The organism is bacterium (assembly GCA_035529855.1).
In the GTDB taxonomy this organism is placed as follows: Bacteria; RBG-13-66-14; B26-G2; order WVWN01; family WVWN01; genus WVWN01.
This window is the reverse complement of sequence record DATKVX010000043.1, coordinates 24686-46845: the sequence shown is the minus strand read 5'-3', so window position 1 is coordinate 46845 and position 22160 is coordinate 24686. Positions and strand designations below refer to the sequence as shown.

Sequence of the window (22160 nt, the reverse complement as noted above, 5' to 3'; positions counted from 1 at the left end):
CGGCGGGTCGGGCCGCGGCGTCGACCGCTGTTTATTACGCCACAGCGCGCGAGGAGAAACGACTATGACGGGACGGCGGGTCCTAATAACCGGCTTAGGCGTAGTGGCGCCTAACGGGAATAACGCCGGGGAGTACTGGGAAAACCTGGTCGCCGGCAAAGGCGGCGCGGGGCGCGTTACCCATTTCGACACCGACGGGTTCTCGAGCCAGGTGGCTTGCGAGGTCAAGAACTTCAAGCCCGAAGAGTACATAGACCCCAAAGCCCTCCGGCGGATGGACACTTTCGTCCAATACGCGCTCGCCAGCACGGTAATGGCGATGGACGACGCCGGCCTTAAAGTGGGCCGAGACGACCTCGACGCTACGCGCGTCGGCGTCATCGTCGGCTCCGGCATCGGCGGCATCGGCGTCATCGAGAAGCAGCATACGATACTGCTCGACAAAGGGCCCCGACGGGTAACGCCGCTCCTCATCCCGATGCTCATCTCCAATATGGCGTCCGGCCAGCTCTCGATATATTTCAACGCCAAAGGGCCCAACAGCTGCGTCGTCACGGCGTGCGCCACCGCGGCCCACTGCATCGGCGACGCGTACCGCGTAATCGAGCGGGGCGACGCCGACGTAATGATCGCGGGCGGGACCGAGGCCGCCATAACGCCCCTGGGGTTCGCGGGGTTCTGTATGATGAAGGCGCTCTCCACCCGCAACGACGACCCCGAGCACGCCTCGCGGCCTTTCGACCGGGAGCGCGACGGCTTCGTCGTGGGCGAAGGCTCCGGTATACTTATACTCGAGGAATACGACCGGGCCAAGAAACGCGGCGCCGACATATATGCCGAGATAGTCGGTTACGGCATAACGGCCGACGCCTACCACATTACGGCACCCGACCCGGACGGCGAAGGCAGCGCCCGCGCCATGAAGATGGCGATCGAACACGCCGGCGTAAATCCGGAGGACATCGACTACATAAACGCCCACGGCACGTCCACGCCGTTGAACGACGTGGCCGAGACCATAGCCATCAAAAAGGCGTTCGGCGACCACGCGTACAAAATACCCATCTCGTCCACCAAATCTATGACCGGCCACCTCCTCGGCGCCGCGGGCGGCATCGAGAGCGTCGCCGCCGTCCTTACCATAAAAAACGGCGTAATCCACCCGACGATAAATTACGAATATCCCGACCCGGAATGCGACCTCGACTACGTCCCCAACGAAGCGCGCCAGGCGGACGTGAAAGTCGCGATCACCAATTCCTTCGCGTTCGGGGGCCAGAACGCAACCTTAGCGTTCAAGCGCGTATAACGGGCCCCCGCCAATCGATTATGGCTAATTTCGTGAAAAAATTACTCGGCCGCCAGGAGCCTTTGGAAGGCTACCTCTTCGACGACGAGCTCCCGGAAGACCGCCTCCGGGAGCTCAGGCAATTCTGCAAAGAGCACGACATCCACCTCGCCGACCTCTCGCTCATCGACCAGGCGCTGACCCATACCTCGTTCGCCCACGAGTCGGAACAAGACACCGAGGATTACGAGCGGCTCGAGTTCCTGGGCGACTCCGTCATAGGCCTCGTCGTCGTCGAATACCTCTACAACACTTTCCCGGACATGAACGAAGGGGACATGACGAAGATCAAAAGCGAGGTCGTCAGCCAGACCACGCTGTCCGAAATCGCGACCGAGTTGGGCCTGAATCGGCTTATGCACCTCGGCAAAGGGGAGGTCCTGAGCCGCGGCCGGCGTAAACCCTCCATCCTCTCCGACATTTTCGAGGCGCTGGTGGGCGCGCTCTACCTCTCGTCGACCATCGACGAGACGAAGGATTTCATAACCGAGCAACTCGAGGGGCGCATCCAGAAAATAGTCTCGCGCGGCAACCTCGAGAATTACAAATCGCTGCTGCAGCGCGTCGTGTTGGAGCGGTTCGGCGAAAACCCGACCTACCGCGTCCTCACCCGGCGGGGCCCGCAGCACAACGCCGAGTTCGTCGTGGGCGTCGAAATAAAAGGTAAAGTGTACGGCAAGGCCCGGGGCCGCTCCAAGAAAGACGCCGAAATGAGGGCGGCGCACAAAACGCTGCAGCTCCTCCGGTCGAAGAAGCGCCAACGCGCGCCCCACCAAAAAGAAACAAAGGCGAACTAACCCGATGGACTACTTGTTGACCGAAGAGCAACGCGAGCTCCAGAAGCTAACCCGCGATATTGCGCGCAACACCGTCGCGCCCAAGGCCGAGCACTACGACCGGCACGACGAGTTCCCGTGGGACATGGTAGAGGTCTTCGCGCAGGCGGACCTCTTCCGCGTCTTCGTCCCGGAAGAATACGACGGCCTGGGTATGGGCACCTTCGAGCTGTGCATCGTCGCCGAGGAGCTGTCCCGGGCGTGCGCCGGCATCGCGCTCGCGCTGCTGGGGACCGCGCTCGCCGTAGAACCTATTTTGATCGCGGGGAACGACGAGCAGAAGAAGAGGTTCCTGCCGCGCGTGGCCGCGGGCAAAGCGCTCGCGGCGTTCGCCCTAACCGAGGCCGAGGCCGGCTCGGACCCGTCGGCGGTGCGGACGCGGGCCCGCCGCGACGGCGACCATTACGTCCTCAACGGGACCAAGCAGTGGATAACCAACGGCGGCGAGGCCGAGATATACGTCGTCGTCGCGAGCACCGACCCGGCGCGCGGCGCCCGCGGCCTGAGCGCTCTCGCGGTCGAGAAGGGCACCCCCGGCTTCACGTTCGGCAAAAGGGAAGACAAGCTCGGCATCCGCGCGTCGGCGACGCGGGAATTAATATTTAGCGACTGTACGGTGCCGGCGGCGAACCTGCTCGGTAAAGAGGGCACCGGTTTCATCACGGCGATGCGGACCTTCGACCGGACGCGGCCCGGCGTCGCCGCGCAGGCCGTGGGCATCGCCCAGGGCGCGCTCGAGCTCGCCGTGGCCTACGCCAAAGAGCGCCGCCAGTTCGGCCAACCCATCTCGAGCTTCCAGGGGTTGCAGTTCATGCTGGCCGATATGGCGATAAAGGTCGAGGCGGCGCGCGCGCTGACGTACGCCGCGGCGCGAACGATTGACGCCGGCGCCCGCGACGTCAGCCGTTACTCTTCCGCCTGTAAGGCTTTCGCCTCCGACATCGCCGTCGAGGTGACCGCCGACGCACTCCAGATATTCGGCGGCTACGGCTACATGCGCGAGTACCCCATCGAGAAGTACTTTCGCGACGCCAAAATCACGCAGCTCTACGAAGGGACGAACCAGATCCAGCGGCAAGTGATCGCGCTGGACCTCATCCGGACCGCCGGCCGCAACTCGTAGCGGCCGCGGTCGGCCCCCGGCGGCGGGGGCTTTTTTTAAACCTATGGCTGCGTTCCCCTCCCGCCTCGTTTCGCGGGCCCGTTCGCTTTGGGCCGCGGCCGCGCGCCGACCCGGCATAGTCGTGGCCGCGACGGCGCTCGCCCTGGCCGCCGTAGCCGTCGCCCGCGTCGACTTCCTTTTAAAGCTTACCCCCCAAACCAACGAGATGTACTCGGAGTCGCTGGTCCGGTTCCGGTACGCGGAAATGATTATGAAGGGCGAGGCGCTGCCGCGCGCCGACCCGATGGTCCAATGGCCCGAAGGCTTTCCGCGCGACGAGATGATAATGCCGCTGCCGGACTACGCCGTCGGCTTGAGCTACAGGCTGTGGAGCGCCGGATTCGGCCCGGCCGACCGCTACGCGTACCTCCGGTACTTCATGGCGTTCTACGCGGCGACGTACGTTCCCGCGGCTTTCCTTCTTTTCTGGGTCATGTTCCGGCGGCCGTGGCCGGCGTGGGCGGCCACCGCCCTCTACGCCACGTGCCTCCCCACGTTCCTCCGCGCCGCCGGCAATTACCTCCGCGAGGACTTCGCGACGCCGGCGCTGCTCGCCGGCTCGGCGCTGGTTTGGTTACTTCTGGAGGGAAGACCGAAAGGCCGCGGCAAGAGAATCGCTGTCGCCGCGGCGCTGGGCGCGTGCGTCCTCTACGCGCTGAGCTGCTGGCACATGGCCCAGTTTTACGCCAACGTCCTGCTGGCGGCCGTTTTCCTCGCGGCGTTCCTCGGCCGGCCGGGCGCGTACGGCCATATCGGCGTCGGTTTGTTGCTGGGAACCGCGGCCGCGGCGCTCCTCAATAAACCGCTCTTCGCGAAGGGCGTCCTCTGGTCTCCCACCGTCGCCGCGGCGGCGGCCCTCGCGGCGTGGGGCGCGGTGCGGCGGCCGGCGACCGTCCGCTGGAGGTTGGCGCTGGCCGGCGGCGCGACGGCGCTGGCGGCTCTGTCGCTGCTCGCCGTCGGGTCCGGCGCCTACGGCCACGCGTACGCATTGATATGGGCGAAGCTGCGGCTGGCCGGGGTGCACCCCGACGACCCGACGCGGCTGCCCGTCGACGCGCGCATTTTCTGGATGGGCCCGTACGATACGACGACGTTGAAGCGGGCCCTCATCGAATACGGGCCCCTCCTCGTGGCGGCGGCGACGGCCTTCTTCTGGTCGTGCGGGAAGTACGTACGCCGGAGGAAAACCCCGGCGGGAGGTGCGCCGTTCTTTCCGGCGGCGATGACCGTCATCACGGCCGTTTTATATTGGTTTCTGGTCCGGCTAACCATTTTCTTCGCCCCCTGGGCCGCGATATGGGCGGCGTTCCCGGCGGCGACGGCCCGCCGGACGTGGACCAAAGCCGTCGGCGCGGCGTTGGTAGCGGGGCTTTTAGCGTTCCAATTTTATTGGGCGACGAATTACGGCCGCCCCGGCCTCCCGCGGCGACTGCTCGAGTTTTTGCCGGAAAAGGAAGACCCTCTGTGGGACTACGGCAAGAGCGACAACGAAATATTCTTCTGGCTGAAAGACAACACGCCCGAGGGGTCGGCTATACTGGGCCAATTCGGCCTGAGCGCGTCCGTAATGTATTGGAGCGAAAGGCCGGTGGCGCTTCACCCCATGTACGAGGTCCCCGAAATAAGGACCAAGATCGTCGAAACGTCGCGCGCGTATATGAGCCCCGAGGACGACTTCTACGAGCTATGCCGCCGGTGGCGCATCTCGTACGTCGTCTTCAACGCCCCCGTCTTCCTCGTGTACCAACCCCCGGGCGACCGGTACTTCGCCGCCACCCCCAACCCCCCGGCCGACGCCGTCGGCATGAAGATGCAGTTCCAACCCGAGTCGTTGACGCGCTTCCGCCTGATTCACGAAACTTATTCCTTCCGCGTCTTCGAAGTCGGGCGGCCGTACGACGGTTTCGTCGCCCGGCGCTACCATCCCTATTTCGACGATTCCCTCTTCCCGGGGTTGCCCTCGCGCGAGCACTACCGTGAGGTTGTGGCCGCCATCGAACGCGCCGGCGACCATTACAACCGCGGCCCGGTCCTTGAGCGCTCCTCGCGTTGGTCCGCGGCCGCGGCCCAGTACGGCATAGCGCTGAGCCTCCACCGGGATTACGAAGACGCGGAGTTGCGGCTGGGTTATTGCCTGGCACAACTCCAACGCTACGGCGAGGCCGAGCCCCACTTCCGCCGGGCGTTGCACGTCGAGCCCGAGAACGCGACGGCCCATACTTACATGGGCTCGTACTATTTCTCGACCGGGTCGTACGAGGCCGCGCTCAAGGAATATCGCCGCGCGTACGAGCTCGACCCCGACGACCCGGAAAACCTGGAGCGGATACGGTTGACGGAAAAAATATTGGCCGGCGCGTAGCCGGCCATCAGAGTATTCGCTGCAGCGGTTTAAACTATCCCTCGCCGCGCGGTTCGGGCACGTATTCCTGGATTCCCCAACCCAATTTCTCCTTCAGTAGTTTGTAGAAGTCCTTCTCCTCCAAACGTATGAGGCGGAGGCGCTTCTTGGCGCGCGTGGCGTACGCGCGGTCGCCCTCGGCCAGGGTGTACGTGGCCTGGCCGTCCACCGTCATCACGACCTCTTCCTTGCCGCGCGTGTGGAGCTCTATGCCGACCTCGAGGTTGGGGGGGATGATGAGGGGGCGCACCGTGAGGGAGTGGGCGCATATGGGCGTCAATAACAGGACGTCTACGCGCGGGTCGACGATGGGGCCGCCGGCGGACAGCGAGTACGCCGTCGAGCCGGTGGGCGTCGCGGCGATGATGCCGTCGCCCCGGTAGGAGAACAAGCGCTCGCGTTGGATATAGGCGTTTACGATGACGATACGCGAAATGGCCTTGGGCCCCAAGACGAGGTCGTTGACCGCCAATATGTCCCGTTCGACTTCGCCGCTCGTACGCTCGAGCCGGACCGAGAGCAACATGCGGCTTTCCACGAGGAAGCGGTCCGTTAAAATGGCGTCGACGGCGGTTTCCATTAAGCTGATGTCCATCTCGGATAGAAAGCCGAGGCCGCCGAGGTTCACCGCCAGGACCGGCACTTCATTAGCGGCCACCAACCGCCCCACCGAAAGCAACGTTCCGTCGCCGCCGAAAGAGATGACGAGGTCGCACGCCTTACCCATATCGCTTATGGCCACACGGTCGCCCTTCAAATTCCCCCATACGGCGGTCCGCTCCTCGATGACGTACCGCTGGCCCCGCTTCTCCAACGCCTCCAAGCAAGAGGCCACGCCGTTGACGGCGTCCTTTTGCTTCCAGTTGGCCACGATGCCGAAAATGTAGCTGTCCGAAACCGCCATCAGTATCCCGGCGTCAGCGGCCCGCCCGTATGGACCGCAAGAGCTGCTGCGATTGGTCGAGGTACGACCGACCTTTCTCCACCTCGCCCGCCCGGTTGTAGAGGAGCCCCAACTTATTCAACGTATTCGCGACCTCGAGCTGAGCGCCGACCGTTTTGTAGAGCGCCAGAGCCTCCTCGTACATCTTTACGGCCTCTTTAAGTTGCTGAGTATTTTCCTTTACCTCGCCGATGTTGAATAACGCGTCGGCCCGGCCGCGGTCATCCCGCAGGCCCTGGTATATACTCAGCGCCTCGTTGTACTTGGCCTCGCCGGCCTCGAACTTCCCGAAGCCCGCCTCCACCAAACCCTGCTTGTTCGCCGCTAACGCGATGTTCTCCTTGTCGTCCAAATTGGAGTACGTCGCGTACGCGTTCTTGTAAGCGGAACCGGCCGCGGCCAGGTTGGCGGTGCTGAACTCGGCGTCGCCCAGCGCGCGGTAGCAAAAGGCCAAATCGGAGGTGTACTTTTTAAGGGGTTTATAGGCCTCGACGGCTTGCATATAGCTGGTCTTGGCCTTGTCGTATTGGCGCTGCGCCATATACACGTCGCCCAGTTTGCGCAGGCACCGCGCCTGGCCCTCCTCGTCTTCGGCCGCGGCGAAGGCCTGCTTGGCCTTATTGTAGGACGCGTCGGCCTCGCCGTATTCCTTTAGCGCCTCGCGGTAGACGCCGGCGTCGTAGTTGGTTTCACCCATTTCCTTCTGGTTCTTGGCCTCGGTCAAGAGGGGCAGCGCGTCGTCGCAATACTTCAACGCGCTGCGGTAATTCTCCTGGGCGCCCAACGCCCGGCCGATGGTGCGCAGCGTGGTCCCCTCTTCGTTCTTTTTACCCTCGCGGCGCCAGATGCGCAGCGCCTCCGTCAGCACTTTGTTGGATTCCTTGTAATCCCCCAACTCGTAGTTGACGCCGCCAAGGTAAACGAGCGTGCGCGCCACCTCTTCCTGGCGCCTGAGCTCACGCCACAAGGCCAGCCCTTCGGTTTGACTCGTCTTCGCCGCTTCCGCCTCGCCGAGCCGCGCCTGCACCGAGCCGAGATGATTCAACGACGTCGCGACGCCGGCCTTGTCGTCGAGCGAGCGGTACGCGCCCAACGCCTCGTTGTATAGCGTCTTACTCTTTTGGAAATAAGCCGGGTCCTCTTCGGCGACGCGGGGACTTAGCTTGGAAACGCCGATGAGCTCGTTGGTGTAGCCGAGGTGGTTTTTAATTTCCGCGGTGACACCCTTGTCGTTGAGGAGCGTCGCCGTCTCGAGCGCCGTCGTGAAGTTCTTCTCGGCGCTCGAGAGTTCTCCCTGCCGCAGCGCCAGCCCGCCGAGGTCGACGTAGAGCCGCGCGACGGCGGGCGTATTTTGTATCTTCTTCTGGACGCTCACGGCCTCGCCCAACGATTTGGCCGCGACGTCGTATTGGCCCAGCTCGGCCTGTGCGAGCCCCTTGGCCCGCAGCGCGTCGCCCTCCGCCATCGGCTGGAGCGTCGCCCGGAATACCTCCAGCGCGGTGTCGTACCGCTGGACGGCACCGCCGTAGTCCCCCTGGGCCGCGAGGGTTTGGCCGAGGCTGTAGTAGAAATCGCCCTTGCCGGCCGAGATCTTGCCGCTCCGGTATATCGCCTCCGCCTCGCCGAAGTACTTCGCCGCGGTGGCGGTGTCGCCCTGGGCGAGGAATACTTCGCCCAAGCCGACGAGCGCCTGCGCTTTGCCGGCCTCGTCGTTCAGGGCGTTGAAGATGCGGAGCGCCTCGTTAAACTCGCGGGCGGCGGTCCGGATGTCGCCCGAGGCCAACCGCGCCTGCGCGAGCTGGCGCTGCGACTCGCCGATGCCTACCTGGTCGTGGAGCTCGCGGTACGCCTCGAGCGCCTGGCCGTGGGCGGCGAGCGCCGCGTCGGCGTTGCCCTTGCGACGTTCCGCCCGGCCTAACGCGTTCAACGCCATCGCGACGTACGCCCTCTCGCCGGCGCGCTCGGCCAGGCCCTGCGCTTTCTTAGCATCCTCCACCGCCCGGTCGAAGAGGAGCTCGGCCTCGAACAGCGTCGAGCGCCGGATCAGGACGCGGCTCTGGCCCGCGTCGTCGCCCGCCGCGGTATAGAACTGGAGGCCGAGGTCGAAGTTCTTCTCGGCGCCCTTGTAATCGTAGCGGTCGTAGGCGATGATGCCCATCTGAAGCTCGCAATACCCCTGACCGGCGTTGTCGTCGAGCTTTTTGTAAATCGATTCGGCCTTCTTGTAGCTCGCGAGCGCGTCGTCGGCGTTGCCGGCGCTATACTGGACGCGGGCGAGGTCCACCGCGGTATCCGCGGCGGCGGGGTCGTCTTTGGTCTCTGCGAAACCGTCGAGCGCCTGTTGATACTCGGTCTGCGACTGGCCGAGGTTGCCCTGCTTCTCGTAGGTGGCGCCCAGGCGGCGGTGGGTGTGCGCCGCCCAATGGCCTTCGTTCAAGGGGGTAAAGCCGCTGAGCGCCGACTTGAAGGCCGAAAGCGCGTCGTCGAGCGCGCCTTTGGTCTCCTGGGCTTCGCCGATGTAATATTGGGTCTCGGCCACGCCCATCTTGTCCTGCACCTGCTGATACAGAGCCAGCGCGTCGTTGTGATACTTCAAGCCGCTGTCCGGTTGTTGGAGGGCGACGTATACCCGGCCGATCCAGTTCATCGCCAGCGCGGCGCCATTTTCGATATTGAGCGTACGATAGATGCGCAGCGATTCGCTGAACGACCGGATAGCCTCTTTATGCCGCCCCTCTTCGAATTGGATAGCGCCTATTTCGATGCCGGCGTCGGCGGAACGTATCTGATTGCGGGCGGCGCGGAAGAGCTCGAGCGCGGCTTCGAAATCCTTGAGCGCCTGGTCGTTTTTCTCCTGGGCGCGCAGCCCTTTGGCCCGGCCGAACGTCGCCTCGGCCTGGCCGTTTTCGTCGCCGAGGGAGGTGTACGTGCTGAGCGCCTCGCCGAAGGCCTGGTTGGCGAAGTCGTATTCGCCCAGCTCGAGGTGGGCCTGGCCTTTGTAAACCGAAGTCTCCGCTATCTCCCCTTTGGTGTTCGCCGCCCGCTCGTACTCGAGGGCCTTATCGAATTGGGCGAGAGCTTTCTTCTGGTCGCCCGCGGCGACGAACGCCACCCCCATCCGATTGTAAACCGAGGGGACGTCTTTCGTATTGCCGGCTTTGTTCATCGCGCTCAGCGCAACCTTGTAATCCTCTTGGGCGCCGTCGTAGTCCCCCTGGCGGTACTTCACGTCGCCCAGCGCCGCGGCCGCGGCTCCCTCGCCCGCGGGGTCCTTGATGGTCCGGTAAATAGCCAGCGCCTCCGAGAACTTCGAGGAAGCGTTCTGGTAGTCGCGCTTCGACATGTGGGCGGCGCCGAGGTTCATCAGCGTGCGGGCCTTGCCCGGTTGGTCGTTTATGGCGGAATAGGCCGCGAGCGCGTCGTCGAAATAGTGAAGCGCCGTATCGTAGTCCTCTCGGGCGACGTACGTGACGCCCAGGTCGTTCTCCACTTCCGCCACGCCCAGTTTATAGTCCTGCGCGCGGTTGATGCGCAGCGCTTCGTCGAGGTAGCGGGCCGCGGAGTTGTAGTCGCCCTTGGCGTAATGCATCCGCCCCACGTTGGCCATCGTCTGCGCTACACCGAGCTCGTTCTGAAGGAGGCGGTTCGTCGCCAACGCCTCGTTAAACGCGCTGTTGGCCTGTTCGAAGTCGCCCTGGGCCGTGTTCACCTTACCCACCGCGTTCAACGCCAGCCCGACGTCCGTGCGGTCCTCGGTTCGGCGGAAAGTGTCAAGCGCGCCCGTGTAGTTGTTCAAGGCTTCGCCGTACTGGCCGCGGTCGAACTTGATGTCGCCGACCTTCATTTGCGACAGCGCCTTGCCCGTCTCGTCGCCCTCGCGGCCGAAGTTCTGGGACGACTGCTCGAAGAGGGACAACGCGCCGTCCTGGTCGCCCAGCGTCTGGAGGGCCGCGCCCAGGTCGCGCTGGACGCCCGCCACCTCCACCGTCATGTTCTCGCCCTCGTAGATGGAGAGCGCGCGCTCGAGCGACTTGCGCGCCTCCTCGAGCTGACCCTGACGCATTTGGATGGTTCCTATCTCCCACGTAACCTTCGCGAGGCGGGCGTTGTCCTTAAGGCCCTTGACGATATCCAACGCCTGCTCGTACGTCTGCAGCGCCTTGGGATATTCGCCGGTGGTCTTGTAGACGCGGGCTATGGCGATGGTGGTATCGGCGACGTTGCCCTTGTGGCCCAACGTCTGGCGGACGCGCAGCGCCTCGTTGTACGACTCCAAGGCGGACCGGTAGTCGGCCTGCATCTCGTACGCGTAACCGACGTTGTGGGCCGCGTCCGCCTGGCCGGTCTGATTGTTTATCTCGCGGTACTGCTTGACGGCGTCGTTGAAGTAGATGGCGGCCTTGCGGTAGTTCTTCATCGCGTACGTGTAAACGAGGCCCATGGAATTCAGAATTTCGGCGGTCCCCTCCCAGTCGGCCAGGCGCCGCGTTATGGACAGCGCCTGCTCGTAGTACCGCAGCGAATTGGCGGCGTCGCCCTGCGCGCGTAACGCGTCGCCGGTATATTTCAGGCAGCGCGCGATGCCGTCCTGCTTGCCGAGCTTCGTATAGAGCTCGCGAGCTTTCTCCAGTTGGGACTGCGCGCCGGTGTAGTCCTTCTTCTCGAGGGAGACGCGGCCGATGAGCATCTCGCCCTCGGCCTCCCCCTCGCGCTCGCCGAGCTTGGCGTAGATGGAGAGGCCCTTGCGGAAATAGTCGAGCGCGCGGTCTATCTCGCCCTTGTCGAGCACGATCTGGCCGGCCTCGAGGTACATCCTCCCCTTCATCTTCTCGTCGGCGGCGCCGGCGTACTTCGCCGTAGCCTCGTCGTACGCCTTCAACGCCAGCTCGTACTCGCCGCGCGCGAAGTAGACGGAGCCGATGGCGGCCTGGGCCCGGGCCTGGCCCGTGACGTCGTCGGCCTTCTTGTAAAGGCCGTACGACTCCCCGTAGTAGGTGAGCGCCTGGTCGTACTGCTCCTTGGCCTGATAGGTGGAGCCGAGGTTTTTATTGACCAACGCCAGGCCGGCGTTATCCTTCAGCGCGGTGAAGTCGTTCAGCGCCTTCTGATAGTAGCTCACGGCCTTGTCGTACTCGCCCTGGACTTCGTACACCGAGCCGAGGATGTTGTTGCCGCGGGCGACGCCCTCGACGTCGCCGATGGAATCGAAGAGCTCGAGCGCTTCCTCGAACACGGCGACGGCGCGCGCGAACTTGCTGGCCTCGAAGAGCTTCATCCCCTCCTCGAAGGACTCCAGCGCGCGGTTGCGGATCTCCATCTCGGACTGGCCGAGCGCCGGCGCGGCGGCCGAAGCCGCGACGAGCGCGGCCGCGAACGTAAATAGCGTAAGTACCTTCGTTGCCTTCATATTAGCCCTCTTCGTTGGTAGGCTGCGGCGACGATTTATTTTTTTTGAATACCTGCTTAATATTACAGAATACCAGAGCGAAATACCGTTGTCAAGTTATTACTGGCCGCGGCCGCGGGGCATAAACGCCAAGAATTTCAATTAAAAACGGCATCGAGCTGAAGGCCGTTCTAAGAGAGCGGCGTCGTACGGAGCAACCGGGAACGAACAATAAAAACGATTCGGCTTAATAAAAAAAGGCGGCTCGAAAGCCGCCGCCATGCTCGACGCTTTTTCGGCCCGGCTACTCGAAGCCCAACCTCTTCTTGGCCTCGGCGCTCATCATTTCCGGGTTCCACGACGGCTCGAAGACCACCTCGACGTTGGCCTCGTCGACGCCCTCCAGCTGCTCGACGGCTTTCTTCGCCATCTGCGCCATATAATGGGCCATGGGGCAGCCCGGCGCCGTAACCGTCATCCGCACGTCCACCTTGCCACCCTCTACGTCTACGCCGTATATCAGGCCCAGGTCGACGATGCTGAGGCCCGGGATCTCGGGGTCGTTCACCGTGCCCAGCGCTTCCATTACGACTTCTTTGGTTACCGCCACGGCCTAACCTCCGGAAATTATCGGGGCGGCGCCGCTTAGCCGCCGCCCACTACTTCCACCAGCTCCAGAACGTCGCCTTCGGCCACCGGCGTCGCGCCGTAGTCCTCGCGCGGCACGATCTCGCGGTTGAGCTCCACTACCGCCCGGGCGGCGTCGACGCCGAAGTGCTCGAGCACCCCGGCCACGGTCGCGTCGCCGGGGAACTCGCGCCGCTCGCCGTTAACCGTGATCACCATGCGGGTCGTCGACGCGGCCCTTACGCTTCTCGCGCGCTTCCTCGATGAGCTTCTGCAAGTCGGGCCGCAGGTCGTTCTTGGTGAGGTAGTCGTAGATGGCGGCGTCGAGCGCCTCCTCGCCCAGGACGGAGCAGTGCATCTTCTGCTTGGGGAGGCCGCCGAGCGCTTCGGCGACGGCTTTGTTCGTGATCCTCAGCGCTTCTTCCAGCGTCTTCCCCTTCACGAGTTCCGTAACCATGCTCGAGGTGGCGATGGCGGCGCCGCAGCCGAAGGTCCGGAACTTGATGTCTTTAATGACGTCGTCTTCGACCTTGATAAAGAGCTCCATCATGTCGCCGCATACCGGGTTGCCGACTTTACCTACGCCGTCGGCATCCTCAATCACGCCCACGTTGCGAGGCTTGTAAAAATGGTCCATTACCTTTTCGCTGTACACCGGTTCCCCTCTTCCGCCGCCGCTAAACGGGCCGCAGTTGCAGCCGCTGGGCTTCGGTCAACACTTGGCGCAAGTCCGTATTATCGAGGAAATCCTCTATCTCCGCGCTCAGTTGTTGCCATACTACCCGGGCGGCGCAGCTATCCCTCTTGGGACAAAGGGCCTTCGAGCGGCGTCGCCCCCTTCCGCCGTAACACGGCTCGGGAGCTATGCACGGCGCGACGCCGATCGGGCCCTCCACCGCCCGCACGATGTCGCCGACCGTGATCTTAGCGGGAGCGCGAGAGAGTACGAAACCACCCCGGGGCCCACGGATGCTCTTGATAAGACCGGCCCTCCTTAACTTCACGAACAACTGCATTAGGTAGTCGGCCGATACCGCCATCTCCCTTGCCAACGCCGATACCGAGACCGGCGTGTCGTTATCGTTCTCGGCGAGATGTAGTAACGCCCTCAGGCCAAAGCGACCCCGCGTAGACATCCGCATAACTAAACCTCATCTTATATACTATATATATAGTTACGTTCTTTAGCAAATTTACTGAGTAAGATTTTTACCCTATAATATCAGTTTATCATATATGGCCTACTTAGTCAACGCATAACCTTATTCCGCGACGGCTCAAAATACGGCGCGATTTCCCCCTCCCGGCGCTGCTTTTACGATTTGACGGCGACGCGGCGCGCCTCCGCCAACGCCGCTTCCACGGTTATGGCTTCCATACAGTTGTAATGTTCGCACCGTTCGCCGCGGCACGTCTCGCACGCCAAACCGGCGGGCGTAATCACCGCGGCGCGTTCGCCTCGCGGCCCCCACCGCGCCGGCGCCCCCGAGCGAAGGGGCGAGAATAGCGACAACGTCGGCGTCCCTACCGCCGCCGCCAGGTGCATCGGACCGGTATTGCTCGAGACGAAGAGCCGCGCCCCCGCCAGCACGCCCAACAGCGCCCCCAAGTCCGTCTCCCCAGCCACGCTTACGCGGCCGACCCCCTCCCCCGCGACGTACGAGGCGAGCTCCGCCTCGGCGGCCGAGCCCGTAACGACCACGGCCGCGCCCAAAGCTTTGGAGAGTTCGGCGGCCAAAACGCGGTACCGCCGCGGCGACCAGTTGAGCGACGAACCGCCGCCGCCGGGATGAATCACGACGTACCCCTCGTCGGCGACGCCCCGAGCCGCCAGGAGCTCTCTCGCCTTCGCCCGGTCGGCTTCGGTTACGTCCAAGCGAGGAGCGGGGACTTCCGCCGGTACCGGCAAGGCCAACGCCTCTAAATATTTTAGATTGTATTCGATCTCGTGGCGGGTGGAGGGCGAGCGGTGAAAATATACGCGCCGGTTGTAAAGGAAAGAATACCCGCGGTAACCGTTGCCGATGCGCAACTTGACGCCGGCGCGCCAGACGACCAACGTGTCGACCATATCCGGATGTACGACGACGGCCGCCTCGAAACCGCCCCGCCGGACTTCCGCCGTCGTCTCGCGGAAGCCCCCCGGCCCTCTTTTCGACACGATTATCGCATCGACGGTAGGGCAGCGCTCGAGCAGCGGCGCCACGGCTGCCGTCGCCATCGCGCCCAAGCGGACCCCCGGCGCCGCCGCCTTCAAACGGTCGAGCAGCGGCAACGTCAACACCCAATCGCCGAGCCGGTCGCTGCGGACGACCAATACGCTATCGATTCCCAACGTCGCCATCTTCCTCGGGCGCCAACAGGGGCGCCGACAATCCCCACAATATGACGAAGACGATGAGCATCGCCGGGTCCGCCACTACGTCGCCCACGAGGCCGCTCACGAGTACGGCCGCCGTCGCCGCCACCAGCCCCAAGGCCAGCGCGCGGACGCGGGGTTCTTCGTCCTCCCGACGGAACGCTCGCGCCGCCGTTTGCGTCGACGCCACGACGATCCAAACGGCCGCGGCGGCCGCCAGCAGGCCCGACTCTATAACCAGCCGCAAGTAGTCGTTATGCCATCCGATGACGCCCGCCACCGGGGAATAAAAACGCGTTTGGTAAGGGAAAATTAGTTTTATCGTCTCCGGCCCGAAGCCGGTCAAAGGCCGGTCGAAAATTATCGCCAACCCGCCTTTCCAAAGGATGTCGCGGTAGTTCTCAAAAGCGGGGTCCCCCAGCGAAAACCGGCCCGAGGCCACCCCGGCCGGTAACAGGTAGGCGGCCACCCCCGCCGCGACCGCGATTAAAAGGAGCAAGGCCCAAACGCGCCGGTTCCGCAAGGCGCCGACGAGGCCCACGCCTCCCGCAAGAGCGAGCCACTGCCCCCGGCAAAAAGTGAGTACCAGCGCCGCGAACGGAAAAAGGGCCGCCGCCGCCGACCACGCCCGGGCCCGTCCGCTTAACGAAAATGCGCCGCGGGCTACGAAAAGACACAACGCTACCGCCAATATCTCGGCGAAAGTCGTATATCCGCCGGCGCGCGATACCACCCGGTTGACGTCGCCCACGCCGAAATCTACGAGCCCCGCGGCCGAGGCCGCGACGGTGGCCACCAGAAATAAGTATATCCCCGCCATCCGGCGCGGCCGCGAAAGGGCCATATGGGCCAGCGGATAATATGCCAACAACAACCCCGATTTCTCGAGGCCCTTCCAGCTGGTCGCCGGCGATACCGACGTAAGCGTCGAGAGTATACGCACGAGGAGGAACGCCGCGACGGGCAAGTCCAACGGCGTAAGCCGGAGCCGCCCCCATCCCCCGGCCCGGAGGTATAATAAAAAGAATACCGTTACGGTCAACAGGCCGAAATAGGCCATCGACGTCGCGAACAGCGGCGCCGGCGCGAGCGCTATGACGCCCACGAAAAATAAATCCGCGAGCCGCGGCCTGGGCGTATATGGTTTACTCGTTCCTTCCACCGTCAAGGTTTCGCTTATTTAGTTGACTACGGCTACCTTGCCGAAGCGCCGGTCGCCGTCGGGGCCTTCGATCATGAAGAGGTAGACGCCCGAGGCCGCGGCGCCGCCTCCCGCCGTCGTGAGGAGCCACTCCACGACGCCGGACGCGTCGGCCGTCGCGTCCCACACTTTCGCGCCGGCGACGTCGTAGAGCGCGAGCGAGCTGCCGGCGACGACGTTGGCGAAGCGGATGCGGTCATGGCCGACGGACGGCTTCGCCGGGTTGGGGTACGCCACGACTCCCGACGAGGGCCCGGGCCCGCCGCGCGCGCCGGCCAGCGCCGCCGCCGCGGCAAGGTTTACGCGGGCTACGTCCGCGCCGAACGCGGGCGTGAGGTGCGCGGGGAGGTCCTCCGTCGTATGGTACCAGGGGTAGAACTCTTTGCCGGCGTATTCAATCGAAAGCAGCGCCGGGTAGCCGAACTCCCAGAACGGCTCGTGGTCGCTGCCGCCCCGGCCCTCCGTCGTCGCGTAAACGACGCACGTCGGCACGTACAGCCGCGCCACGTCCTGATACGCCGCCAGGAGCTCTCCCGAAAAGTCGTTGTACCGGACCTCGACGTCGTGGGCGGCCTCGTCGAGGTACGATATCATATCCATATTGAAGACGCCGCGGATGCCCGCCCCGACTTTATATTCTTCGCGGGCGTACGCCCGGGAGCCCAGCAGGCCCTCCTCCTCCCCCGAGAAAGCCACGAACTTGACCGTACTATCGAAATTGCGGTCCGCCAGTACGGTGGCGGCCTCGAGCACCGCGGCCACGCCGGAGGCGTTATCTTCCGCGCCGGGCGCCCGGTTCCACGGGTCTTCCGATATCGAGTCGTAGTGGCCGCACAGCACGTACACCTCGTCGGGGCGGGCGACGCCCTTCTTCACGGCCTCGACGTTGTACCAGACGACGGGCCGGGCGTTTTTTACTTCGACCTTCTTCCAATGCTCGCCGCCGTCGGTAGTGTGGATAACGGCCGACGGGCCGCCGACGACCCACGCCTCGTCGCGGCTGACGGCGGATATGCCTAAGTAGGTGTAGTTGTCGCCGAAGGGCGTTCGCTGCCGCTTCCAGCTCGCACCGGCGTCGTCGGTGCGGTAGACGTGGCCGTCGGAGCCGGCGGCCCATCCCCGCGTAGCGTCCGCGAAGGCGACCTCGGTGAAGAAAGGCCAGGCCGGGTAATAACCCGACACCCGCCGCCACGTCTCGCCCGCGTCCTGCGAGTAGAGGATGGTCCCCTCGTTGCCCACCATCACGGCGTGGGTGTCGTCCGCGAACGCCATGCGTCGCATGCCGAAGCCCTCGGTCTGCGGTACGTCCACGACCTTCCAGCCGGCGCCGCCGTCGTACGAGCGCATCACCAGCCCTTCCATCCCGAGGGCCCACCACTTATCCGCCGTCTGCCCGTAAACGCCGAGGACCAACTCCTTCGTCGGCGTCGTCACCTTGCGCCACGTAGCGCCGCCGTCCACCGTCCGGTAGACCGCGCCGTCCGCGCCGCCGGCCACGCCGAGCGTCGCGCCGAAGAAATAGATATCCCGCAAATAGTCGGTCGGGTCCTCCAGCGGGAGCCGGGCCCAGTTCCGGCCGCCGTCGTCGGTCCGCGCCAGGAAACCCCGGCCGCCGACGACGAACCCCGTACGGTCGGTAACGAAGCAACCGTGGTCCAGCCGCCCCTCCGACTTATGATAGGTCCAACTCCGGCCGGAGTCGTCGCTGCGCCACACGTATCCCCACGACGAAATCAGCCACCCCAACCTGCCGCCCGCGCGAAAGACGCAGTCCGCGAGGTAGTCGTTGGCCATCGGCTCGTACTCGTACGGTCGCCGAGCGGTTTCGTAACCCAGCTCCTTGAAATGGTCCTCGATATAGGCGGTGGCCTCGGCTATCTCGTCGGCGTGGGAATAGCGCGTCTTTATGGCCGCTAGGTTTTCGATATGGCCGAAGTAGCGGTCGGCGCGGACGCGCGCGACGAGCTGCGCTACCGCCGGGTCGTACGTTATCTCGGGCAGGACGGCTCTCCGCGGCGCCTTGAGCGGCTCGCCGCTCACGCGTTTAATCTCGGCGCCCAGCGTCGCCAATTCCTCCACCGCGGCGGCGGCGCCCGCGACGACGTACGTCTCGCCGAAGCGGGCGAGGACCGTTACGCCGGCGACGCGGGGCAACTCGGCCCCCGGGCGGGGCCAGGCCAGGTAAACGGGCCCGGGCGGCGGCCCCAGGTCCGCGTACCGATACCCGTCGAGAGCGCCCAAGGTATCGGGCGCCGCGAACGCGAGCGCGAAATCGGGCCGGGCTTCGACTACGGCGACGCCTTCGGCCAACAGCGCGTACGCGTCCGCCGGCCGCTCGAGCTCGACGGCGACGAGCGTGGGTCCGGCGAACGCGGCGCCGGCGGCCGCCGAAATGATCGCGATTATTACCGCTCTTCGCATGTCGGTTCCTCTATTTCAACTGAACGCGGCCGCGTCCGGTGAAACGCTCGAGGGAACGCACCAATTGCCGCGTCGGGTTGCAGTTGAATTGCGGCCGCGCGCGGATGACGACTTCGCGGCCGTTACGCCGGACGTGGAAGAATACCGGGCACCGGCCGACGTGGCGGCCCATAATTTTTTCCATATCCGCCAAAAGTTCGGCGTCGGCGTTCTCGGGCAGCGTTATGTGAATCTCGCGGGCGAACCGGTACTCCGCATCCTCGAGCGACGTGACGTCGTCGGCGATTATTTTGTACGCCCCCTCGTCGCGCCGCACGCTCCCCCGTACGAGGACCGGCCGGTCGACGAAGATGACGAACTCCGCCTTGGCGTAGCAGTCCGCGAAAGCAATAACCTCGACGCCGCCGTCGTCCTCGAGCGTGAAGAACGCCATCTCCCGGCCTTTCTTGTCCGCTAAGGTCTTGATGCGCCCTACCATGCCGCCGACCTTCGCCGTCCGGCCGGCGCGGCCGGCCAGAACGTCCCCCACCGTAACGGCGCCGTGCCGGGCCAAGACGTCGCGGTAGCGGTCGAGGGGGTGGCCCGAGATGCTGACGCCCAGGAGTTCCTTTTCGTAGCGGAGGAGCTCGAGGTGGTGCCAATCGCTCCCCTCGGCCTTGACCTCCTCCGCGCCGGCCTCCTCGCCCCAGGAACCGAGGAGGCTCTCCTGCCCCAACGTCCGGTCGCGGTGGAGCCTCTTGCCGACCTCCAGCGCGGCGTCCACGCCCTCGTACAGCGGCGCCCGGCCTTTCCCGAAAGAATCGAACGCGCCCACTTTAATGAGCGACTCGACGACGGCCCGGTTGACGACGCGCAGGTCGACGCGGCTGCAGAGGTCGGTAAGGCTCGCGAACGGCCCTCCCCGGTCGCGCGCGGCTACGATCTCGTCGATCGCGGCCCGGCCCACGTTCTTTATAGCCCCCATTCCCATCCGTATGCGGTCGTCGTCCTCCACCCAGAAATTGTACCAGGAGGAATTTATTTCAGGCGGAAGGATCTCGAGGCCCATCTGGCGGGCGCTCCGGACGTACTGGACGATTTTATCGGCGTTGCCCTGCTCGGAGGTGAGCAGCGCCGCCATAAATTCGGGCGGGTAGTTGGCTTTGAGGTACGCCGTCTGGTAGGAGAGGAAGGCGTAGGCCGTGGCGTGCGCCTTGTTGAAGCCGTACTCGGCGAAGGGCGCTACGGCGTCGAAAATGGCCTCCGCCTCTTCCCGGCCGTACCCGCGACGGCGCGCGCCCTCCACGAACGACTCCCGCTGCGCCTTCATCTCACGCCGCTTCTTTTTACCCATCGCCCGGCGAAGTATATCGGCCTGGCCCAGCGAGTATCCGGCGACCTCGCTCGCGATCTTCATGACGTGTTCCTGGTACAGGATGGCGCCGTAGGCATCGTCCAGGATCGGCTCGAGCGAGGGATGGAGCAGCGGCGCCGTAGCCCGGCCGTGCTTGCGGTTGATGAACTGCTCCGTCGCGCCGGAGCCCATAGGCCCGGGCCGGAAGAGCGCCAGGATGGGGATGAGCTCTTTGAAGGTGCGCGGCGCCACGCGGCGACACAGGTCGCGCATCCCTTCGGACTCGAGCTGGAACACGCCGTCGGTATCGGCCCGGCACAAGAGATCGTACGTCGCGTCGTCGTCGTAGCGCACGTTCTCGAAGGTGACGTCCACTCCCCGCCGGCGTTGAACGGCCTTTATAGCGTCCTCGATAACCGTCAACGTCTTCAGGCCCAGGATGTCGACCTTGAGCAGGCCCAGCGCCTCGACCGCGTTCATGTCGAATTGGGTCGTGACCTCGTTCTTCCGACCGCGGTAGAGGCCGGTGTACTTCGTCAATTCGTCGGGGGCAATAACGACGCCCGCGGCGTGCACCGACGGGTGGCGCGTCAGGCCCTCGAGCTGGAGCGCGAGGTCGATGCACTCCCGCACGCGGCGGTTGTCCTCGTACTCGCGCTTGAGGACCGGGTTCTCCTTCAACGATTCGGCGAGAGGGGCCATGGGGTTTATCTCTTTCGAGATCATGTCGGCTTCCGCGAACGGGATTTCGAGCACCCGGCCCACGTCCTTGACCGCGGCGCGCGCCGCCATGGTCCCGAACGTAATTATCTGCGCCACGCTCTCCTGGCCGTATTTCTCGGTAACGTACGCGACGACCTCGTCGCGGCGCTGGTCGCCGAAGTCGATGTCGAAGTCCGGCATCGATATCCGCTCCGGATTCAGGAAGCGCTCGAAGACCAGGCCGTGTTCGATGGGGTCGACGCCGGTTATACCTAAAAGATACGCCGCCAACGACGACGCCGCGGACCCGCGGCCGGGGCCCACCTTAATGCCGCAGCTGTGCGCGAACCGCACCACGTCCCACACGATGAGGAAGTAAGCCTCCATCCCCATTTGGGTGATGACGCCGAGCTCGAATTCCAGCCGCTCCCGTAGGTCCGGGCCGGCGTCGGGGAAGCGGCGCGCGAGCCCCTCGGACGCGAGTTTGCGGAGGAAGTCGGCGGCGGACCCGCCCTCCGGGACGTCGAAGCGCGGCAGCCGCACCTGGCCGAAGGTGAGCTCCACGCTGCAACGTTCGGCGATATTCGCGGTTTCGTCGAGGGCCGCGGGGAGCTCGGCGAAAAGCGTCGCCATCTCCTCCGGTGATTTTAAATAGACCTGGTCGGTCTCGAAACGCATCCGGCCCGGGTCGCTCAAAGTCTTCCCGGTCTGGATGCAAAGCAAAATGTCGTGGGCGCGTGCGTCGCCGGCGCCGACGTAGTGGACGTCGTTGGTCGCGACGAGCTTCAATTTATGGCGGCCGGCGAGTTCGTAGAGGCCGCGGTTGACGCGGTGCTGCTCCGGCAGGCCGTGGTCCTGCACCTCGAGGAAGAAGTTCTCCCGCCCGAAGATGTCGGCGTACTCTCCGACGACGCGGTCGGCCCGGGTCCAATCGCCCGCCAATACCGCCTGCGCCACGTAGCCCTTGAGGCAAGCGGATAAAGCGATAAGGCCTCGGCCGTACTGGTCCAGGAGTTCGCGGTCTACGCGCGGCTTGTAATAAAAGCCCTCCAGGTAACCCTTGGTAGAAAGCCTAAGAAGGTTGCGATAGCCCTCGTCCGTTTCAGCCAGGACGACGAGGTGTCCCCCCGCCTCGCCGCGCGGCCCGGCCTTCTTCACCAACCGGCCCTCCGGCGCGACGTACAGCTCGCACCCAATTATGGGCTTAACGCCCTCCTCGACGGCGGCCTTATAAAAGGGGACGGCACCGAAGAGGCCGCCGTGGTCGGTGAGCGCCACCGCCGACATGCCGAGCTCGCGCGCCCGGGCCACAACCTCGCGCGGGCGGCACATGCCGTCGAGGAACGAATATTCGCTGTGGACGTGGAGATGGGTAAACTCGGCCAAGGCGTACACCCTTCGCCCGATTATACATAACGTTCGGGCCGGCCGCAAGGCCGCC

General features: G+C 64.6%; 14 protein-coding genes. 4 read left to right on the top strand and 10 right to left on the bottom strand.

Annotated elements, in window-relative coordinates; translation table 11 throughout:
- The first annotated feature begins 64 nt into the window (after positions 1-64).
- The 4 genes from fabF to VMX79_04540 are packed head-to-tail and all read left to right on the top strand — an operon-like array spanning position 65 to position 5708.
- The gene (gene fabF, locus VMX79_04555) at positions 65-1309 is read left to right on the top strand and encodes a beta-ketoacyl-ACP synthase II (GenBank protein HUV86363.1); all 1245 of its coding nucleotides are present in this window, start codon (positions 65-67) and stop codon (positions 1307-1309) included.
- 20 nt (positions 1310-1329) lie between these two features.
- Positions 1330-2145, top strand: coding sequence for a ribonuclease III (gene rnc / locus VMX79_04550; GenBank protein ID HUV86362.1), 816 nt, complete (start codon positions 1330-1332; stop codon positions 2143-2145).
- 4 nt (positions 2146-2149) lie between these two features.
- Positions 2150-3307: an acyl-CoA dehydrogenase family protein gene (locus tag VMX79_04545; protein HUV86361.1), complete on the top strand. Its 1158-nt coding sequence runs from the start codon at positions 2150-2152 to the stop codon at positions 3305-3307.
- Positions 3308-3350: 43 nt separating this feature from the next.
- Positions 3351-5708 carry a tetratricopeptide repeat protein gene (locus VMX79_04540; protein ID HUV86360.1) on the top strand — a complete coding sequence of 786 codons (2358 nt, stop codon included), beginning with the start codon at positions 3351-3353 and terminating at the stop codon, positions 5706-5708.
- 34 nt (positions 5709-5742) lie between these two features.
- Here VMX79_04540 and VMX79_04535 read toward each other — a convergent pair whose 3' ends face one another.
- The 10 genes from VMX79_04535 to VMX79_04490 all read right to left on the bottom strand — a co-directional run bounded on the left by VMX79_04535 (position 5743) and on the right by VMX79_04490 (position 22105).
- Positions 5743-6651, bottom strand: coding sequence for an NAD(+)/NADH kinase (locus VMX79_04535; protein ID HUV86359.1), 909 nt, complete (start codon positions 6649-6651; stop codon positions 5743-5745).
- A gap of 13 nt (positions 6652-6664) precedes the next feature.
- The gene (locus VMX79_04530) at positions 6665-12097 is read right to left on the bottom strand and encodes a tetratricopeptide repeat protein (GenBank protein HUV86358.1); all 5433 of its coding nucleotides are present in this window, start codon (positions 12095-12097) and stop codon (positions 6665-6667) included.
- Between the two features lie 283 nt (positions 12098-12380).
- Positions 12381-12686 carry an iron-sulfur cluster assembly protein gene (locus VMX79_04525; protein HUV86357.1) on the bottom strand — a complete coding sequence of 102 codons (306 nt, stop codon included), beginning with the start codon at positions 12684-12686 and terminating at the stop codon, positions 12381-12383.
- Between the two features lie 35 nt (positions 12687-12721).
- Complete coding sequence (gene thiS / locus VMX79_04520) at positions 12722-12922, bottom strand: sulfur carrier protein ThiS (protein ID HUV86356.1); 201 nt, start codon at positions 12920-12922, stop codon at positions 12722-12724.
- Positions 12906-13358, bottom strand: a complete 453-nt coding sequence (gene nifU / locus VMX79_04515) for a Fe-S cluster assembly scaffold protein NifU (GenBank protein HUV86355.1) — start codon at positions 13356-13358, stop codon at positions 12906-12908. Before nifU ends, thiS begins: the two co-directional genes overlap by 17 nt.
- A gap of 22 nt (positions 13359-13380) precedes the next feature.
- Complete coding sequence (locus tag VMX79_04510) at positions 13381-13839, bottom strand: Rrf2 family transcriptional regulator (GenBank protein HUV86354.1); 459 nt, start codon at positions 13837-13839, stop codon at positions 13381-13383.
- A 179-nt stretch (positions 13840-14018) separates the two neighbouring features.
- A complete protein-coding gene (locus VMX79_04505; protein ID HUV86353.1) occupies positions 14019-15047 on the bottom strand; it encodes a glycosyltransferase family 9 protein in 1029 nt (342 codons plus the stop codon).
- Positions 15025-16224, bottom strand: coding sequence for an O-antigen ligase family protein (locus VMX79_04500; GenBank protein ID HUV86352.1), 1200 nt, complete (start codon positions 16222-16224; stop codon positions 15025-15027). Before VMX79_04500 ends, VMX79_04505 begins: the two co-directional genes overlap by 23 nt.
- A gap of 18 nt (positions 16225-16242) precedes the next feature.
- A complete protein-coding gene (locus VMX79_04495; GenBank protein ID HUV86351.1) occupies positions 16243-18684 on the bottom strand; it encodes a M20/M25/M40 family metallo-hydrolase in 2442 nt (813 codons plus the stop codon).
- Positions 18685-18694: 10 nt separating this feature from the next.
- Positions 18695-22105, bottom strand: coding sequence for a DNA polymerase III subunit alpha (locus VMX79_04490; protein HUV86350.1), 3411 nt, complete (start codon positions 22103-22105; stop codon positions 18695-18697).
- Positions 22106-22160: the final 55 nt, after the last annotated feature.